Below are 17,132 nucleotides of genomic sequence, written 5' to 3'. Positions count from 1 at the left end.
GATTGCGTCACGCTCCCGCCATCTCATAGGCCTTATGTTCATTGCAGAGCGATGTCGGGACAACCGTAAAATTGACCCGCAATCCATGACTAAAACGAATGAATCCGCGAACCCTTACTCCCTCGATGTCGTTGCTGCTGGCGTTTGAAGCCGCCGCACGCCATGAAAGCTACACCCGCGCCGCTCACGAACTGTCGCTGACCCAAAGCGCGGTCAGTCGTCAGGTGCAGATCCTGGAAAAGATGCTTGGCATGCGCCTGTTCAGCCGCGAAGGCCGGCGGGTGGTCCTTACCGACGTCGGGCGTATGTATCAGCGTGAATTGTCCGAAGCCCTCGGGCAGATTCGCAGCGCAACGCTGCAAGCCATGGCGTTTGGCTCGGGCATTCACAGCCTGCGCCTGGCGACCCTGCCAACCTTCGGCTCAAAATGGCTGCTGCCACGCTTGAAGGATTTCTACACCGCGCACCCCGGCATGACCGTGCACCTGCATTCACGCATCGAAGCCATCGACTTCGACACCAGCGAGATCGACGCGGCGATTTACGTCGGCGGCGGTGACTGGCCGGGGCTGACCGCCCACCGCCTGCACACCGAAGAACTGGTGGTGATCGCCAGCACGCAGCTGTCCGATGCCGAACGTCTGGCTGCCGACAAGGATATCGCCGGGCAACTGCTGCTCAACGTCAGCAGCAATGCCCAGGCGTGGAGTGAATGGTTCAGTCATCACGCCCTGCCCCATCGCAGCATGCGCATCGGTCCCAGCTTCGAGATGACCTCGCACCTGATCCAGGCCGTGCGCGCCAATATCGGCATCGGACTGGTGCCGAGGATTCTGGTGGAGGATGAACTGCACAACGGTGAGTTGGTGCAACTGGGGGAGCCGATCAGCAGTCGGCGCAGCTACTACCTGGTGTACCCGGCGCGTAATGAATCGCTGGCGTCGCTGAAGGCGTTTCGGGATTGGCTGGTACAGACGCTCTGAGTTGAATGAGCGATGTTCGGGTGGATTACGTTTCTGCTGCGCAACCCACCGTGTAAACGAGCATTCCGCTTACCGACATCACCGACTGACAGGCAAAAAAAAGCAGAAAACGCTCACACGCTTTCTGCTTTTTTCATATCGACAGCATGGCCGTCAAAGGCAATCGCGCACCGATTTGCGCAGCGAGCCGGACTTGGCCCATGGCGGCCCCTGGTACAGCGACACACGGCTGCCATCCTTGTACTTCACGATATCGAGAATCTCGTCGGCAGTGACGATGCTTGGCGCCGTGATCCTGTAACCATTGGAAATCGCGACCTGGGATGTCTTGGAGATATCCTGTTGCCACAACGGCAGCACGCAGGCGGCGTACTCCTTGGGAGCCTTGCCACTGATCTTGCTGAAGTTCGGTTCGCCCGGCACGAGTGACGCCGGCAGAGAACAACCGGCCAACGCGGCCATCATCAGGCCCCCGATCAACATCCGCATAAAGAATCCTTCATCTGAAAAGTCGCGAATTTACCCTGTTACTGTTTGAACATCCATCGTGGCGCAATGCTCGCGCCCCGAAACCCGGGCTTTTCCCGCTTTCGACGTGAACCGCTCCGACCAATGGCAGTCGATTCACAGCCATTCGGCCCGGTGACCGATCGCCCTTGCCCTCTCTTGCGAAAATGCGGCTACTATTTTCTACCGAGAATGTTCCGGAGGTGATCATGCGGCTCAATGAATACGAACATGAACTTCAGCGTGACCTGCAAAGTGTTGCATCAGACCTGCGATGGTCGGCAGTCGACCTCAAGCGCATTGCCGAGCAATTGCGCAAATCCGGCAACGAGGCGGATGCGCAGACGGTGCTCAGATCCTGCGAGGTGCTGCAAAGTGACGAGGAACGTCTGCAGCTCTATGCCAGGGAAGTAAAAGCCCGCGCCATCAGCCGAACGAAAGTCCACTGACCCTTGATCCTGCAACAAAAAGCCCCGGACAACCGGGGCTTTTTCATTGCAGGCCTTCAACCTGTCTTGCGGTCGTGCGTGCGGCTCTTGTAACCCGGAAGTGCAGCGGCATACGCCAGCGCCTCCTCCCGGCTGGCGAAAGACGCCAGTCGATCACCCTGCGTGCAGACCCGCCACGGGCCGTTGTTCACACTGAGTACGTCATAGCCATTCATGTGCATTCTGTTCAGTATCGCCATGCTCATAGGCACCTCCTGTCGACTATCGATAGTCCAACTGCACATTTTCACCTTACACCGGGTTCGCCACCGCGTGCCGACCAGACGTCGCCCACTTCGGCGTCAAGTGTCTGGCACTTTTGCGTTTTTCGACCACTCTGACATCACAAGGGCGCCTAAACCAAGGCACGGCGTGAATATTGCATTTTCATGACAGAATCATGACATCCGGCAACCGAGTAACAAATGAAAGTACGTGCAACCATCATCTGCGAACAGGATCGACACATTCTCCTGGTACGCAAACCCCGATGCCGCTGGAACTTGCCGGGCGGCAAGGTCGAGCCCGGCGAGGCCAGGGTTGACGCCGCGACACGCGAACTTGAGGAAGAAACCGGCCTGCTCGCCGATGGCTTGCTGTATCTGATGGAGCTGGAGGCCGGCAGCACCCGCCACCATGTCTATGAGGCATCGGTGCTGAATATTGAAGAAGTCCGGCCGCAGAACGAAATCGTCGATTGCATCTGGCATCCGCTGGACGCAGTGCAGAACCTGAGTGTCAGCGAAGCGACTCTGCAAATCGTCCGGGCCTTTCAGCGCCGCCTCTGAGTCAGCCGGCGAACGCCCGGCGCCCGGCACTCATTTCAGTGCGCAACTCACCGATGAAGTTGGAGATGTCACGAATGGTGACCAGATGTTCCGGCGATACGCCGTTGAGCAGCAGATCGACCCGCCCGCTGTCAGGTTCGTAAACCTTGATCTGCAACAGCCCCTGCCCCGTTTCCGTGCAATCACAGCAAAGGGGCGAAAAGCCGGATTCGACGATGCGGCAAATGTCGGCAATGGCAAGCATGGGTGGACGCCTCGTGGGCGAAGGATCGGTCGACCCATTGAGCATAGATGAGCGTTTCGACCTTGCGCGAGCGGCAGACAGCGAAAAAATGCCAAGCGCTTCACATCTTTGAATCGGCACACTCAATTGGCGTCGCGGCCCCAGATCCAGTTCCAGATTCCCGGCAGCCGAACCGGGTCCGAACTCTTCTGCACCGTACGCGCCAGCGCGGCTTTTTCCAGCAGCGCATGATCGTCATAGAACGGCTTGTCCGCCAGGCGCACGCCGGTGGCTGCGGCGCTGTCGAGCAGAATCTGCAGATACTCGCGGGCATGTCGCGCGGTATAGCGGTTGAGGTCATGGAACGTCACCACCACCGGGATCACCCCGTCCACCGTCGGCAATTCACCGAGGGCGATTCGCTCACGCACTTGCGACAGCTGACGCAACAGGTTCGCCCGACGCCGTGGGCTGGCATTGAAGCCCCAGATCTTGCCGTCATTGGCGCTCAGATCGGTCAGTAACACATGCAGACCATGTTTCTGATACGCCGCGAACGTACGTTTGTCGTAATTCCAGAATGGCGGACGCAGCAGCACCGGAGGCGCGCCGGTGATCGCCGCGATGTCCGCCGTGCCATTGGTGAGTGACGTTTCGAGTTCCTGCGGATCGAGCGAGCGATGGTTGGTGTGCCAGTGGGTCGCCGTATGAAAACCCAGAATGTGACCTTCATCGTGTTCGCGATGCATGATCCGCCGGCCGATCTCGCTGTTGCCGGCCCTTGGCGCACGGGTCTGGACGAAAAACACCGCTTTGATATCAGGCTGCAGCGGGTTGTCTTTCAGACTGTCGAGTACGGTTTCGGTCGGATTGTAGAAACTCGAGGCACTGGGACCGTCATCGAAGGTCAGCAGAAATTTCACCGGAGCCTGCGCATCCAGACGCGATCGGGTCTGCTCAGTCATTTCGATAGGGGCCGCAATACACCCCGCCAGCCCGCTGATGATAGCTACAGCGCAGAAAAGCTTGAACCAGAGTTTCATGTTTTGCCTTGAGCCCGACCGTTGCGGTCACGTTGTCGATTGGCAAAACTCCCTCGCCGCTGCTGCCTCCCTGCGACCCACCGAAATGGGCCGAGGTTGGATAAAGATAACAGGGTTTTGTTCCAGTGCTCACTCAGTGCGCCAATGCCTGCTGGAACGAGGTATCGATAATGCCTGCCGTGGCCAGCGGAGCCGGCAGCGCCTTGACCTTGAACAGGAAGTCCGCGGTGCCTTGCAGATCGGCAGCGGCTTGCTGATCCACCGGACCGACGGTCATGTGCGCCTGGCGCAACCAGTGCCGCGAGACTTCCTGATCGAGATTGGCCTTCTTCGCCCACAGGTCCGCGTATTCGTCGGTATGGTTGTCAACCCACGCCCGGGCCTGTTTCAGGCGCCCAAGAAAGTCGGCAATCGCCTCACGCTTGCTGTCGATGGACGGCGCGGAAGCGGCGATGGCGCTCAAGCCCGGCATGAGGTTTTTTGCGGTCAGAATCGGTCGTGCGCCTGAAAACACGATCTGCTGGGAAATGTACGGCTCCCACACCGGGAAAGCATCGATGCTGCCCTGAGGCAAAGCCGCAGCGGCGTCGATCGGCATCAGTTTGACGAATTCGACGTAGTTCTCCGGCAGGCCGCCCTGCTCCAGCGCTCGCAGGGTCAACTGCTGACTCCAGGCACCCGGCCAGTAGGCGACTTTCTTGCCCTTCAGGTCCTCGATGGTTTTCACCGGCGAATCTTTGGGCACCAACAGAGCGATGGTGTCCGGGTTCTGCCGTGACACACCGATCAGTTTTACCGGCGCCTGCTTGGCAGCGAGGAACAGAAAGCCCGAATCGCCGAGAAAGCCCAGGTCCAGCGAACCGGTCTGCAACGCCTCAGCCAGCGGTGCGGCGGCCTGGAAGTGTTTCCAGTCGACGGTGTAAGGCGCGTCCTTCTAGACGCCGGACGCTTCTACCGAGGCGCGGATGTTGTAGTAATTCTGGTCACCGACGTGCAGGACCAAGGGATCAGCAGCGTAGGTCAATGGCGTGGCAAACAATGCGCTGGTCAACGCGGCGCGTAGGAAACGGGAGAGCTTCATGGCGAGTCCTGCAAAGGGGATTTTTATAGACCATAACGCTCTTACAAATCTAATTTGAAATTCGATTAGCGCATAAGCTCAGCACTGTCGATGAACGCTGTCTGTCTGGCAACAGTGGCGCGGCACAGTGTTTGTCCTGCAACAGTTCAAAGCGCACAAACCCTCTGAAAACCCCGTAAACACGGCGCTCAAGGCGTATGGCACAGAGCCTGCAATATTCCATTCATGCAGGAAGCATTCGATAAAAATATCTTTTTTGACATAAGAACCTGTTGCCTTGCCGGAGCGTGCCCATGAAATCCCCTTTACCGTTTTCCCGAGTAAAAACCCTGCTCGCGGCCTGCGCTGTGGCCCTGAGCCTGCAACCTTTCGCCCGGGCGGAGCAATCGCCACCCGCCGAAGTGCATCTGGACTATGCCTATTACTCGCCGGTCAGCCTGGCGCTCAAGCATTTGGGCTATCTGGAAAAGGCCCTGCCTCAGAGCAAGGTCAGTTGGGTGTTGAGCCAGGGCAGCAACCGTTCGCTGGAGTACCTCAACAGCGGCGGCGTGGACTTCGCTTCGTCCGCCAGTCTTGCCGCCGTGCTGAGCCGCGCCAACGGCAGCCCGATCAAATCGGTGTACGTCTACAGCCGCGCCGAATGGACCGCGCTGGTGGTGCGCAAGGACTCGCCATACCAGACCGTTGCCGACCTCAAGGGCAAGAAAATCGCCGCCACCAAAGGCACCGACCCGTACCTGTTCACCTTGCGCAGCCTGCAACAGGCCGGGCTGAAAAAAGACGATGTGGAACTGGTGCACCTGCAACACCCGGACGGCCGCACCGCCCTGGAAAAAGGCGACGTCGACGCCTGGGCCGGACTCGATCCGCACATGGCCGCCAGCCAGGTGCAGGCAGGCTCACGCCTGCTGTACCGCAATCGCGACTTCAACAGCTACGGCGTGATCAGCGTCACCGAGCAATACGCCAAGGAACATCCACAAACCATCGACACTGTGATCAAGGCCTACGAACAGGCCCGCGAGTGGTCGGTGAAGAACCCGGACGAGCTGGCCAAGTTGCTCGCCAGCGAATCCGGCCTGCCGCTGGACGTGGCCAGGCTGCAACTGTCGCGCACCGACCTCGGCAGTCCGCAACTGACGGCGAAGGACGTGCTCGCCTCGAAAGCCGCCGCGCCGATTCTGGTCTCCGAAGAGCTGGTGCGCCGTGGAGTGAATGTCGATCAGGTGATCGATCAATTGATCGACACCGGTTTCCAGCAAGTCGCCGCCGCCCAGTAACCGATCAGGCTCACCGCAAATCCGCGCCCGACGCGGATTTGTCGTGAGCGGAGTACCGTCCATGAGCAATGACCTGCCCGCCCGCCTCGCCGTGTCGCTGCCGCGCCCGCAACCCCGGCCGTTGAATCCGCTCTGGCAGCGGCGTCTGAAGGGGCTGGCCCTGCCGCTGCTGATCGTGATCGCCCTGGAGATCATCGTGCGCGTCGGCTGGCTGCCGTCCTATCAGATGCCTGCACCGAGCGAAGTCGCCCTGACCCTCGCCGATCTGGCCGAAGGCGCACTGTGGAAACACATCGGCGCCAGCCTGATTCGCGTGCTGATCGGGTTTGCCATTGGTGCAAGCCTTGCCCTGGTATTTGCGGCATGGGTCGGCCTGAGCCGGGAGGCCGAGGCGTACCTGGAACCGACCTTTGCCGCGTTGCGTTCGATCCCGAGCCTGGCCTGGGTGCCGCTGTTGCTTTTATGGCTGGGCATCGACGAGACCTCGAAAATCGTCCTGATCGCCATTGGCGCTTTCTTCCCGGTGTACGTCAACGTGGTCGCGGCGATCCGTAACATCGACCGCAAACTGGTGGAAGTCGGCCACATCTATGGTTTCACTCACCTGCAACTGGTGCGCCGGATTCTGCTGCCCGCCGCCCTGCCCGGCCTGTTCACCGGGCTGCGCAGCGGCATGAGTCTGGCGTGGATGTTTCTGGTGGCGGCCGAACTGATCGCAGCGACCAAGGGCTTGGGCTACCTGTTGAGTGACGGGCGCGAAACCTCGCGACCGGACATCGTGCTGGCGGCGATCATCGTGTTGGCGCTACTGGGCAAAATCAGCGACGGCCTGCTCGCCGCCCTCGAACGTCGATGGCTGGCCTGGCGCGATACCTTCAGCGGCCAGGGCAGCAAGGACTGATCCGCGCAACTAAGCTGAACCTTCAGGCAGTGTTCGCCGGAGGTTCGGCCGATGTGCGGAAGACTTTCGCAATACCGCGGCATCCACGATTTCGTTGCGGTGCTGAGCATTCCCGATGCGCTGATCAATCACGTCGGCGACGCACCGCTGGCGCGCTACAACGCGGCGCCCACCACTGCACTGGCGGTCCTCCATCAACACGAACAACGCGTGTACGCCGATAACCTGCGCTGGGGCTGGCGCCCGCACTGGGCGAAGGATCGTGCAGCCCCCATCAATGCCCGCGTGGAGAAAGTCGTCCACGGCCCCTTCTTTCGTGCGATCTGGCGCCATCGTCTGATCGTGCCGGTCGACAACTGGTTCGAATGGGTCGATGGGCCGGACAAGAGCCGACAACCCTGGCTGATCCATCGGGCCGATCATCAGGCGATTTTCTGCGCGGCCATCGGCCAGTTTCCCGCGCCCGGCTCGCCACCACGGGATGACGACGGCTTCGTCATCATCACTGCCAACAGCGAAGGCGGCCTGCTCGATGTGCATGACCGGCGCCCGATCGTGCTGCGCGCCGAACGGGTGCAGGAATGGCTCGATCCCGCCACGCCCACCGAACGCGCCGAGCAGATGTTGCTGTTCGAAGCCGAACCCAGCGAAGCGTTCCAATGGCACAAAGTCGGCAAAGCGGTGGGCAACTCCCGCAATCAGGGTGCGGAATTGATTGAAGCGGTGACGTAAATAAATGCCGATGCGGTGCGTTATCAAGCGCAGGAATCCACGAATTGAATCCTGCGCGTTACACCCGGTGTTTCAAACGCGAAACATTCAACATAAACAGTCGTTTGATTGAACTAACCGCCTGTCTGACATTTCAACCGTCATACATACATTTACAAACACTACAGATAGCATGCGCGCCGCATTTCCTTTTGGCATACCAGTTGACCAAAGAGTCAGCAAAACCAGGAATACCCTCCAAACTTAACAAGCCTTGCAGAGAACTAAGTTGCGCGACGATTTTGCAATCAAACAGGCCAATGGCCTGGAGTGTATCTATCTGTCCATGACAGAACGCTTTCAGCTCGACTGTTTTATCGGCCACTACATAAAGACTCGAAACCTGCGTGACGTCCCCGAGATCGATCGCATCCTGCGCACCGCCCTCGAAAGCTATCCCTGCCACCCGCCAGTGATGGTCAACGAGCTCAATGCCTGGATCGACAAGACCTTGGGCTATCGGGCCGCACACCCCGACTTCACACAGCTGGAAGAGCTTTGATGAAACGAAAAAGCCCCGCACTCGCGGGGCTTTTTCGTTGCAGGGTTCAGGGCTTGAGAGGACGTTCCTGGTCACGATCGGACAACTCGCGGCTGTCGTCGTGTTTCCAGGTCTGCTCCTTGTGTTTCTCCCGCTCGATCTCTTCTTCGCTCGGTTCTTCATCTTCTTCGGGACGTTTCTGCTCGGTTGCCATGTTCACCTCGCTATCTAAAAGTCATCTTTCAAGCGTAGAACACCCGCAACTTATAGCCACCAGCGCAAGAGGAAGAAGAACGCCATGCTCAATAGCATGCTGAGCAACGTATTGCGCGTGTAGATCACCAGTCCGATGGCCACTAACGAACTCAGCAGATAAGGGTTGTCCCACTGCAGATTCAGCTGTTTGTCCGGCATGAACACGATCGGTCCACAAATCGCGGTCAACATGCCCGGTACGGCGAAACCCAGAAATTGTCGTGCGTTGCTGCTCAAGCGCACCGGCAATCGAGGTTCGAGAAATACGTAGCGGTTGAGGAACACCAGAATTCCCATGCCGAAAATCACTGCCCAGACCATCATGTGCGCTCCCGATACAGCTTGTTGCAGACAAACCCCGCCATCATTCCCGCCAGTCCCGACAGCACCAGCGCCGAACCCCACTGCCAGTAACTGAACAACACCGAGCAGAACAGCGACACCGCCACACACACCACTGTCGGCACATTGCGCACCACGGGTGTGATCAGTGCAATGAATGTGGCGGCAATCGAGAAGTCCAGACCCAGGTGCTCAAGCCCCGGAATACTGCTGCCCAGAACGATGCCGGCCAGGGTGAAGAGGTTCCACGCGATGTAGAACGTCAGGCCGACGCCGAGGGCGTACCAGCGGTTGAACTGCTGACGGTCGTGCTGACTGGTCAGGGCGAACAGTTCGTCAGTGAGCAGAAAACCAAGGCCGACACGCCAGCGCCCCGGCAACGGTGAGATCACGTGGCGCATGCTCATGCCATAAAGCAAATGCTGCGACGTCAACAGCAAGGTGGTCAGCAGAATCGAGAAAATCCCCGCGCCGCCCTTGAGCATGCCGATCGCCACCAGTTGCGCGGCACCGGCAAACACGATGGTGGACAAGCCCTGCCCTTGCAGCGGCGTGAGGTTGGCTTCGATCGCCATGGAGCCGGCCAACAGCCCCCACGGCGCAGTTGCCAGGGATAGCGGCATGATCGCCGCGGCTCCGCGAAGAAAGGCACTGCGCGGCATTAATGAGTCAGACATAACACTCTTCAACCGTGAGACAAGACCCCGGACTTTGCCCGCAAACGCCATCGGCTGGCTTGAACAATCTTGCGCAGTTGCGAGAATTCGCCCAGCCATGAGCCGCCGACCGGCGTACCATTGCAGCCATTCACATCTGCGTCAGGGAGACGACATGTTGTATCGAATTGCCGCCGACGGGCTGGTGCTGTTTCACCTTTCGTTCATTCTGTTCGTGCTGTTCGGCGGGCTGCTGGTGCTCAAGTGGCATCGAGTGGCCTGGCTACATCTGCCGGCCGCCACCTGGGGCGTGATGGTCGAGGTACTGCACCTGACCTGCCCGTTGACCTATTGGGAAAACCTGATGCGCCACGCCGCCGGGCAAACCGAATATGCCGGCGGTTTCATCGAGCATTACGTCTGGCCGATCATCTACCCGGCGGGACTTACCCCACAGATTCAACTGGCGCTGGGCAGCGTGGTACTCGCAATCAACCTGCTCGTCTACGGGCGCCTGATCCGCCAGTGGCAACTGCGTCGCGCCGCACGCATTCCGTTTTAGCGCGCTTTCAAAGCGTCCAGCCAGGCCGGATCGAGGCGCGTCTGATCGGTGTCCAGACCGAGCGCCTGCATCCGTGTCTTGTGCGCTTCGACTTCCCGATTCAATTGCGCGTGATCGCTGGAGTTGCCGTCCAGTTCATGCATTTGCGTCAGGCCGAGATGATAGAAACGCAGCACCTTCATCGCAGTCGGATCGCCCGTCTCAACCGCCGCCGTCACCTGATGCATGACGTTGGTGACGCTCATCAGGCTGCGCTTTAGCCGCCAGCCGTATACCGCCGGGGCCATCCAGGTCTGGTTCCAGAAACGCCCGCGCAGCAACGCCGCCGTCAGCAGGAATGCGCCGAATACCCCGCCAACATTGAACCGCAGATTATCCCCGCCCGGCTCGCCGAACAGCGCCACCGCCACGGTCGAGAATGCCATCGCCAACACCAGGAACAACACCGCGATGATCAGCGTGCTGCGCCGGGTCTGCTGGCGATAAGTAATGGCATCGATCGGTTGAATCTCGAACATCGCGACAGGCTTCCATGGCTTGAAATAAAAAGAGGCTGGCGCATTATCGCCTCTGAGGCGGATTTAGCTATGCTGGAGCTCCTTTTCATCTTTTCATCGTCCAGCGGGGGACATGGCGATACCACGCAGATCGTGCCATCTTCATTCATGGATACACTCTATTCGGATGCCATTGGCCAGCCGGCAATGACATCGTTTTAAGGATCACTGCATGACCCAACGACACGTAATCAACGCCTCGGTCAGCCCAAAAGGCAGCCTGGAAACCCTTTCCCAACGTGAAGTTCAGCAACTGAGCCAGGCCGGAACCGGCAGCACCTACACCCTCTTCCGCCAGTGCGCCCTGGCCATCCTCAACACCGGCGCCCATGTCGACAACGCAAAAACCATTCTGGAAGCCTACAAGGACTTCGAAATCCGCATCCACCAACAGGATCGCGGCGTGCGACTGGAACTGCTGAACGCCCCGGCCGACGCCTTCGTCGACGGCGAAATGATCGCCAGCACCCGGGAAATGCTGTTCAGCGCCCTGCGCGACATCGTCTACACCGAAAACGAACTCGATGCCCTGAGCATCGACCTCAGCACTTCCCAGGGCATCAGCGACTACGTCTTCCACCTGCTGCGCAACGCGCGCACCCTGCGTCCGGGCGTCGAGCCGAAAATTGTGGTGTGCTGGGGCGGCCACTCGATCAACACCGAAGAATACAAATACACCAAGAAAGTCGGCCACGAACTGGGCCTGCGCAGCCTCGACATCTGCACCGGCTGCGGCCCCGGCGTGATGAAAGGCCCGATGAAAGGTGCGACCATCGCCCACGCGAAGCAGCGGATTCATGGCGGTCGCTATCTGGGCTTGACCGAGCCGGGCATCATCGCTGCCGAAGCGCCGAACCCGATCGTCAATGAGCTGGTGATCCTGCCGGACATCGAAAAGCGCCTGGAAGCCTTCGTCCGCGTTGGCCACGGCATCATCATCTTCCCGGGCGGCGCCGGCACTGCCGAAGAATTCCTGTACCTGCTGGGCATCCTGATGCACCCGGACAACGCCGGCCTGCCGTTTCCGGTGATCCTGACCGGGCCGAAACATGCCGCGCCGTACCTGGAACAACTGGACGCCTTCGTCACCGCCACCCTCGGCGAGGCAGCGAAGCAGCACTACGAAATCATCATTGACGACCCGGTCGAAGTGGCTCGGCAGATGACCGCGGGCCTCAAAGCCGTGAAGCAGTTCCGCCGCGAGCGCGCCGACGCGTTCCACTTCAACTGGCTGCTGAAGATCGACGAAGGCTTCCAGCGCCCGTTCGATCCGACCCACGAAAACATGGCCAACCTCAAACTGCATCGCGACCAGCCGCCCCACGAACTGGCGGCCAACCTGCGCCGCGCGTTTTCCGGGATCGTCGCCGGCAACGTCAAGGACAAGGGCATCCGTCTGATCGAGGAACACGGGCCGTACCAGATCCGTGGTGACGCCGCGATCATGCAGCCCCTCGATCTACTGCTCAAAGCCTTCGTCGCCCAGCACCGGATGAAACTGCCGGGCGGCGCGGCGTATGTGCCGTGCTATCGCGTGGTGTCCTGACCATCAATGTACAAGCCCTGAAGACCCGTTCTTCAGGGCACCCCACAACATTGTGGAAGCGGGCTTGCCCGCGAAGGCGCCATCGAATTCAGCATCATTGTTGACTGACAGACCGCTTTCGCGAGCAAGCTCGCTTCCACAAAAAGAGTGTGAACCCACCACATCCCGATCCTGATGCTCACCGCCCGCGACGACCAGACCGACCGCGTCCTCGGCCTGGAAACGGGCGCCGAATCCTGATGGATTTGTATCGCTCTGTATAAATTCGCCGCGCAGATACGTAACCCGTGTTTTCGGGCCCCATCACCACATATCAGCGATACACCCTCGCGGTTGAATGAACCCACCAGAAAGCACTGGCTCACTCATCTCAAACGCAAGGAGAAGCACCATGTTCAAGTCCTCGAAATCCCTGGTACTCGCACTCAGCCTGCTCGGCGGCCTGGCTTTGGCCGACCTGGCATCCGCCAGCTCCCAGCCGCTGATCGCCGAATACGGTTCGGAAAACCTGCAGAAGGATCGCGTTGCCGAAGGTGGCGCGGATCGCTTGCAGGAACTGCGTGAGCGGGTGGCTGAAGGTGACGCCGACCGTTTGCAGGAGTTGCGTGAGCGGGTGGCTGAAGGCGGCGCCGACCGCTTGCAGGAGTTGCATGAGCGCGTCGCCGAGGGTGGTGCCGACCGCTTGCAGGAACTGCGCGAACGTTCCGCCCGCAGCGTGCTGGTCGCCGAGAACCGTCCCGAGTTCGGTTCCAAGTACCAGCGCTACTGATCATTTGTACCGGCTGTTGTCGATTCCTGCCGGGGGCGCTCTGCCCCCGCAGCGATCACTAACGATAAGCCTTGTTCTCTGACACAAACGCCCCGCTGTTTCCCCAAGACAGCCACCGGTACGCAGCCTGCGCGAGGCCGATCACCTGGGCCGGATCACCGTGCCGCGCTGATCACGCATCAACGTCTTTGATAACAACTATCTGAAAAGGTGTTTTTTCTTCTGGCGCCGGTCGCCCTAAAGTGGCAGTCACCTTCCTCCCACTTTCTGGTACAGACCCATGAAAGACTTCATTGCCCTTGGGTTTATCGTCGCCCTGATCGGTGCCACTTCCGCCGCAATCGCCAGCGCACATGGCCACGGGCCGGCTGTCGCCATGACCGGTACCGTGAATGTCGACACCGTTGGCATTGACCGTGAGGCCCGTGGCAGTGTGGAGCAGAATCTTTACGTCGCGCAAAACGATTCCGGATTCGCCTACGACTATTGAGCCACCAGCCGCGTGGCCAACGCCTTGGCCTGCGACGCAACATCGGTCACCGCCGTACTTTCCCACCACATCCCTCTCAGTGGCGGGCCCATCGCGAACAGTCTTTGTGACGCTTTCCCCTGCGCATCCTGCACCGCACCATCCTCTGCCGCCGCGATCCCCAGCGCCAACGGCCCCGGTTGCACCAGCCCACGGGCCAGCAACTGCTGCGGCAAAGGCCGATCGACCCGGCGCCAATCGTATTCGATACCACTGGAATTGATCAGCGTCGCGCCTTGCACCACGCAAGTTTCATTTTCGCCCCGACGACGGATGCGGATACCGACGCCTGCACCCGACACCTGTTCAAGTCCTTTATAAGAAGCGGCATGAATCTGCAGACGCCCCTCACTGTGCAGACGCTCGACCAGTTCCGCACTCAGCGGCGGTGAGCGATGGTGATGACTTTCCCACCACGGCCGCACATGCCGCACGAACTGCCGGCGCTGCACGTCGCTCGCCTGGCTCCACAGCCGACCGATATGAGCGCGCACTGTGTCCAGCGGCGCCTGCCAGTCGATACCCTGGGCGATTGCGTCTTTGCAATGCCGGCGCAACTCGCGCAATAGCTGACGAGGTGTGTGAATACTGTGGTCCTCGGCAAGGAAATCCACCCACGCCGGCGGCTGTCGTCGAACATGGGGCAGCAGCCCGTGCCGGGAAAACACCTCGATCGGCCCGCGATGCCCGGCCTGTTCCAGCGAGACCACGGCATCGACCATGGTCAGGCCGGAGCCGATGATCAGCACCGTGGATTGCGGATCAAGCTGACGCATGGCCGCGACATCCCACGGATCGAGCGCCGCTGCATTGAGGCCGCTGGATTCTTTTTGAGGGGTGCGGGCAGCCGGGAACATCCCGGTCGCCAACACTGCAAAAGCGCCCTGCAGATGCTGACCGTCATTCAAGGTGAGCTGCACGGAATCGCTGGCAGCCTGAACATCGACCACTTCGGCGCGCACATGCTCGACCGTCGAACCCTGTTGCGCGCCCACCTGCTGCGCTTCGGCCAGACGCTGCTGCACGTACACACCGAACAGCCCCCGTGGCGGAAACAGTTCGCTGACCGGCACATGCTGCTGATCCGACTCCGGCCAACCACCAGCGGCAATGTGAGCGGTCAGCCATTGGGTCAGATCATCGGCATTGTCCGGATCAACACTCATCCGCGCCGCGTTGCCGTTGAGCGTATGGCCCAGTTCCACCGCGCTGTACGCTTCGCCTCGGCCCAGTTCGGCCCGAGGCTCGATCACCAGAATCTTTCTGCGCCCCGGCAAACGCAGCAATTGCACCGCCAACATCGTGCCGCTGAGGCCGCCGCCGACAATCAGGATGTCGGCGTGACGCAGTGCGGTCGTATCGGTTTGAGTCATGCCGTTCTCGCAGCTGAGGATATGCTCAAGTCAGTGTCGTGCAGACGCCGCGAAGGCGTCTAGACGGACGCGACTTTTTTCTCCTGCCGATGCAGCTCGCCCAGGTTTCGATACCCGCTGCCCGGAGGGATCTCCGGCAACCTGGCCCCTCGCCAAACAGTTTCTCGCGCAAGGTCCCCGGCGCGTACTCGGTCTTGTAGACACCGCGCCTCTGCAACGCCGGCACCCGCATATGAGGCGACTCCGTGGTTTCCGGTTGAGGATCCAGAACCCTTAGCAGGAGTCATGCCTGAATATATATTCTTTATTTATCAATAGATTGAGATAACAACTTAAAGCAGTCTGCACGCAGGGTGAAGCAAACTGTTTATCCGCTGTCGGCCCTGCAACAGTCAGATCACCACATTGCGCACGAACCGCGCGGCCACGTCCCCATCGTTGCGATAGGTGTGTGGTTGGTTACTGGCGAACATGAAAAACTCCCCGGCCGCGATCTGTTGGGGTTCATCGCCGAGCATCAGCGTCAGGCAGCCTTCGAACACGAAAATTTGCTCGCTCCAGCCGTCGGCGTCCGGTTGCGAGGGATAGACCTCGCCCGGTTGCAGGCACCATTCCCACTGTTCCACCGCGCGAGTGGCGTTGGCCTTGGACAGCAAAACGGCTTTGCTGCCGGGGATGCTGCCGGCCCAGGCGAGTTCGTTGATACGGCCGGGATCACGATTGTCCGGGGCCTGGATCAGATCGCTGAAGGCCACTTCGAGGGCTTCGGCGACGCGGTCGAGGGTGGTCAGGCTGACATTCTTCTCGCCGGCCTCAATCGCCACCAGCATCCGCCGGCTGACCCCGGACTTTTCCGCGAGGGCCGTCTGACTCATGTCGGCGGCGTGGCGCAGGCGTCGGACGTTCTGGCTGACGTGTTGCAGGACCGAAGCCCGCTGAACGGAATCTCTGTGCACTATATTGCTCACTGGCTGGGGTTGGGCAGTATACTGCGCAACATTTGGCGCATTGTGCGTCCCCTCCTTAAAAGTACGCAAGGTCATGACGTCAGCTAACTCCACTCAAACTCCCCTGCGATTTTCCCGGTTCAGCAAAGCCGAGTGCGTGCTGGTGCTGATCACCATGCTCTGGGGCGGCACCTTTCTGCTGGTGCAGCACGCGATGACCGTCAGCGGCCCGATGTTTTTCGTCGGTCTGCGCTTTGCCGCTGCCGCAGGCATTGTTGCGCTGTTCTCCTGGAAGCACTTGCGTGAACTGACTCTGTTCGAACTCAAGGCCGGCGCTTTTATCGGGGTGGCGATCATGCTCGGTTATGGCTTGCAGACCGTCGGTTTGCAGAGCATTCCCAGCAGTCAGTCGGCGTTCATCACCGCGCTTTACGTGCCGTTCGTACCACTATTGCAATGGCTGGTGCTGGGCCGGCGTCCGGGTTTGATGCCGAGCATCGGCATCATGCTGGCGTTTACCGGGTTGATGCTGCTGTCGGGGCCGTCCGGCGCTTCGTTGAATTTCAGCCCTGGTGAAATCGCCACGCTGATCAGCGCCATTGCCATAGCGGCCGAGATCATTCTGATCAGCACCTATGCGGGTCAGGTCGATGTGCGCCGCGTAACCGTGGTGCAGCTGGCGACGACTTCGGTGCTGTCGTTTTTGATGGTGGTACCGACCGGAGAGACGATTCCGGACTTCTCGTGGTTGTTGCTGAGCACCGCCCTGGGCCTGGGCGCGATGAGTGCGGCAATTCAAGTCGCAATGAACTGGGCTCAGAAAAGCGTTTCGCCGACCCGTGCGACCTTGATCTACGCCGGTGAGCCGGTGTGGGCCGGGATCGTCGGACGCATCGCCGGAGAGCGTCTGCCAGCGATTGCATTGGTGGGTGCGGGACTGATCGTGGCGGCAGTGATCGTCAGTGAACTGAAGACCAAAGGTAAAGAGACACAAACGGTCACGGAAGAATTGGAGCACGAGACCGAAGGCTGAACGGGGGTTTTACGGCT

General features: G+C 60.0%; 22 protein-coding genes and 2 pseudogenes. 12 read left to right on the top strand and 12 right to left on the bottom strand.

The window, feature by feature from the left end:
• Positions 1-98 precede the first annotated feature (98 nt).
• Complete coding sequence (locus J5M72_RS16975) at positions 99-983, top strand: LysR substrate-binding domain-containing protein (protein WP_169430733.1); 885 nt, start codon at positions 99-101, stop codon at positions 981-983.
• A gap of 153 nt (positions 984-1,136) precedes the next feature.
• Here J5M72_RS16975 and J5M72_RS16970 read toward each other — a convergent pair whose 3' ends face one another.
• Positions 1,137-1,472: a hypothetical protein gene (locus tag J5M72_RS16970; protein WP_169430734.1), complete on the bottom strand. Its 336-nt coding sequence runs from the start codon at positions 1,470-1,472 to the stop codon at positions 1,137-1,139.
• A 227-nt stretch (positions 1,473-1,699) separates the two neighbouring features.
• Here J5M72_RS16970 and J5M72_RS16965 point away from each other — a divergent pair, with 227 nt between their 5' ends.
• Complete coding sequence (locus tag J5M72_RS16965) at positions 1,700-1,939, top strand: hypothetical protein (protein WP_065259780.1); 240 nt, start codon at positions 1,700-1,702, stop codon at positions 1,937-1,939.
• Positions 1,940-1,995: 56 nt separating this feature from the next.
• Here the strand turns inward: J5M72_RS16965 and J5M72_RS16960 are convergent, their stop codons facing one another.
• Positions 1,996-2,184, bottom strand: coding sequence for a DUF2188 domain-containing protein (locus J5M72_RS16960; protein WP_207866535.1), 189 nt, complete (start codon positions 2,182-2,184; stop codon positions 1,996-1,998).
• Between the two features lie 219 nt (positions 2,185-2,403).
• Here J5M72_RS16960 and J5M72_RS16955 point away from each other — a divergent pair, with 219 nt between their 5' ends.
• Positions 2,404-2,766 (top strand): NUDIX hydrolase, encoded by a 363-nt coding sequence (locus J5M72_RS16955; RefSeq protein ID WP_207866533.1) that lies wholly within the window; start codon positions 2,404-2,406, stop codon positions 2,764-2,766.
• Between the two features lies 1 nt (position 2,767).
• On the opposite strand, the gene J5M72_RS16950 is transcribed toward J5M72_RS16955, so the two are convergent.
• The 3 genes and pseudogenes from J5M72_RS16950 to J5M72_RS16940 all read right to left on the bottom strand — a co-directional run bounded on the left by J5M72_RS16950 (position 2,768) and on the right by J5M72_RS16940 (position 5,113).
• Positions 2,768-3,010 (bottom strand): DUF1652 domain-containing protein, encoded by a 243-nt coding sequence (locus J5M72_RS16950; RefSeq protein ID WP_169430736.1) that lies wholly within the window; start codon positions 3,008-3,010, stop codon positions 2,768-2,770.
• A 122-nt stretch (positions 3,011-3,132) separates the two neighbouring features.
• Positions 3,133-4,032, bottom strand: a complete 900-nt coding sequence (locus J5M72_RS16945) for a polysaccharide deacetylase family protein (RefSeq protein ID WP_169430737.1) — start codon at positions 4,030-4,032, stop codon at positions 3,133-3,135.
• Positions 4,033-4,165: 133 nt separating this feature from the next.
• Positions 4,166-5,113, bottom strand: a pseudogene (locus tag J5M72_RS16940) (ABC transporter substrate-binding protein).
• A gap of 293 nt (positions 5,114-5,406) precedes the next feature.
• Between J5M72_RS16940 and J5M72_RS16935 the strand changes: the two are divergent.
• From J5M72_RS16935 to J5M72_RS16920, 4 genes are all read left to right on the top strand, one after another.
• Positions 5,407-6,393, top strand: a complete 987-nt coding sequence (locus J5M72_RS16935; RefSeq protein ID WP_207866531.1) for an aliphatic sulfonate ABC transporter substrate-binding protein — start codon at positions 5,407-5,409, stop codon at positions 6,391-6,393.
• 61 nt (positions 6,394-6,454) lie between these two features.
• A complete protein-coding gene (locus J5M72_RS16930; RefSeq protein ID WP_207866529.1) occupies positions 6,455-7,294 on the top strand; it encodes an ABC transporter permease in 840 nt (279 codons plus the stop codon).
• Between the two features lie 51 nt (positions 7,295-7,345).
• Positions 7,346-8,026, top strand: coding sequence for an SOS response-associated peptidase family protein (locus tag J5M72_RS16925; protein ID WP_207866526.1), 681 nt, complete (start codon positions 7,346-7,348; stop codon positions 8,024-8,026).
• A gap of 268 nt (positions 8,027-8,294) precedes the next feature.
• Entirely contained in the window at positions 8,295-8,567 is a 273-nt protein-coding gene (locus tag J5M72_RS16920) for a hypothetical protein (RefSeq protein ID WP_169430742.1), read from the top strand.
• Between the two features lie 46 nt (positions 8,568-8,613).
• Here the strand turns inward: J5M72_RS16920 and J5M72_RS16915 are convergent, their stop codons facing one another.
• Genes J5M72_RS16915 through J5M72_RS16905 form a run of 3 tightly spaced genes read right to left on the bottom strand, consistent with a single transcriptional unit; the run spans position 8,614 to position 9,820 of the window.
• Positions 8,614-8,760, bottom strand: coding sequence for a hypothetical protein (locus J5M72_RS16915; protein ID WP_169430743.1), 147 nt, complete (start codon positions 8,758-8,760; stop codon positions 8,614-8,616).
• Positions 8,761-8,810: 50 nt separating this feature from the next.
• Complete coding sequence (locus J5M72_RS16910; protein WP_164872179.1) at positions 8,811-9,122, bottom strand: AzlD domain-containing protein; 312 nt, start codon at positions 9,120-9,122, stop codon at positions 8,811-8,813.
• Positions 9,122-9,820, bottom strand: a complete 699-nt coding sequence (locus tag J5M72_RS16905; protein ID WP_169430744.1) for an AzlC family ABC transporter permease — start codon at positions 9,818-9,820, stop codon at positions 9,122-9,124. Before J5M72_RS16905 ends, J5M72_RS16910 begins: the two co-directional genes overlap by 1 nt.
• A 154-nt stretch (positions 9,821-9,974) precedes the next feature.
• On the opposite strand from J5M72_RS16905, the gene J5M72_RS16900 reads away from it, so the two are divergent.
• Positions 9,975-10,361, top strand: a complete 387-nt coding sequence (locus J5M72_RS16900) for a DUF2784 domain-containing protein (RefSeq protein ID WP_169430745.1) — start codon at positions 9,975-9,977, stop codon at positions 10,359-10,361.
• On the opposite strand, the gene J5M72_RS16895 is transcribed toward J5M72_RS16900, so the two are convergent.
• Positions 10,358-10,879: a DUF3087 domain-containing protein gene (locus J5M72_RS16895; protein ID WP_207866524.1), complete on the bottom strand. Its 522-nt coding sequence runs from the start codon at positions 10,877-10,879 to the stop codon at positions 10,358-10,360. The two genes, J5M72_RS16900 and J5M72_RS16895, sit on opposite strands and share 4 nt — an antisense overlap.
• A gap of 211 nt (positions 10,880-11,090) precedes the next feature.
• On the opposite strand from J5M72_RS16895, the gene ppnN reads away from it, so the two are divergent.
• From ppnN to J5M72_RS16880, 3 genes are all read left to right on the top strand, one after another.
• Positions 11,091-12,464, top strand: a complete 1,374-nt coding sequence (gene ppnN, locus J5M72_RS16890) for a nucleotide 5'-monophosphate nucleosidase PpnN (protein ID WP_169430747.1) — start codon at positions 11,091-11,093, stop codon at positions 12,462-12,464.
• A gap of 391 nt (positions 12,465-12,855) precedes the next feature.
• Entirely contained in the window at positions 12,856-13,233 is a 378-nt protein-coding gene (locus tag J5M72_RS16885) for a hypothetical protein (RefSeq protein WP_207866522.1), read from the top strand.
• 280 nt (positions 13,234-13,513) lie between these two features.
• On the top strand, positions 13,514-13,723 hold the full coding sequence (locus J5M72_RS16880) for a hypothetical protein (RefSeq protein WP_134826386.1): 210 nt from the start codon (positions 13,514-13,516) through the stop codon (positions 13,721-13,723).
• Here the strand turns inward: J5M72_RS16880 and J5M72_RS16875 are convergent.
• From J5M72_RS16875 to J5M72_RS16870, 3 genes and pseudogenes are all read right to left on the bottom strand, one after another.
• Entirely contained in the window at positions 13,717-15,135 is a 1,419-nt protein-coding gene (locus J5M72_RS16875) for an FAD/NAD(P)-binding protein (RefSeq protein ID WP_207866520.1), read from the bottom strand. The two genes, J5M72_RS16880 and J5M72_RS16875, sit on opposite strands and share 7 nt — an antisense overlap.
• 59 nt (positions 15,136-15,194) lie before the next feature.
• A pseudogene (locus J5M72_RS28975) lies at positions 15,195-15,367 on the bottom strand (5,10-methylene tetrahydromethanopterin reductase); the annotation flags it as partial.
• Positions 15,368-15,527: 160 nt separating this feature from the next.
• Entirely contained in the window at positions 15,528-16,091 is a 564-nt protein-coding gene (locus tag J5M72_RS16870; protein ID WP_207866518.1) for an XRE family transcriptional regulator, read from the bottom strand.
• Between the two features lie 85 nt (positions 16,092-16,176).
• Between J5M72_RS16870 and J5M72_RS16865 the strand changes: the two genes are divergently transcribed.
• Positions 16,177-17,115 carry a DMT family transporter gene (locus J5M72_RS16865; RefSeq protein WP_207866516.1) on the top strand — a complete coding sequence of 313 codons (939 nt, stop codon included), beginning with the start codon at positions 16,177-16,179 and terminating at the stop codon, positions 17,113-17,115.
• The last annotated feature ends 17 nt before the right edge of the window (positions 17,116-17,132 follow it).

Source organism: Pseudomonas sp. 58(2021), from assembly GCF_017491585.1.
Taxonomy (GTDB): domain Bacteria; phylum Pseudomonadota; class Gammaproteobacteria; order Pseudomonadales; family Pseudomonadaceae; genus Aquipseudomonas; species Aquipseudomonas fluorescens_BT.
This window is presented reverse-complemented; position numbering and strand designations above follow the sequence as displayed.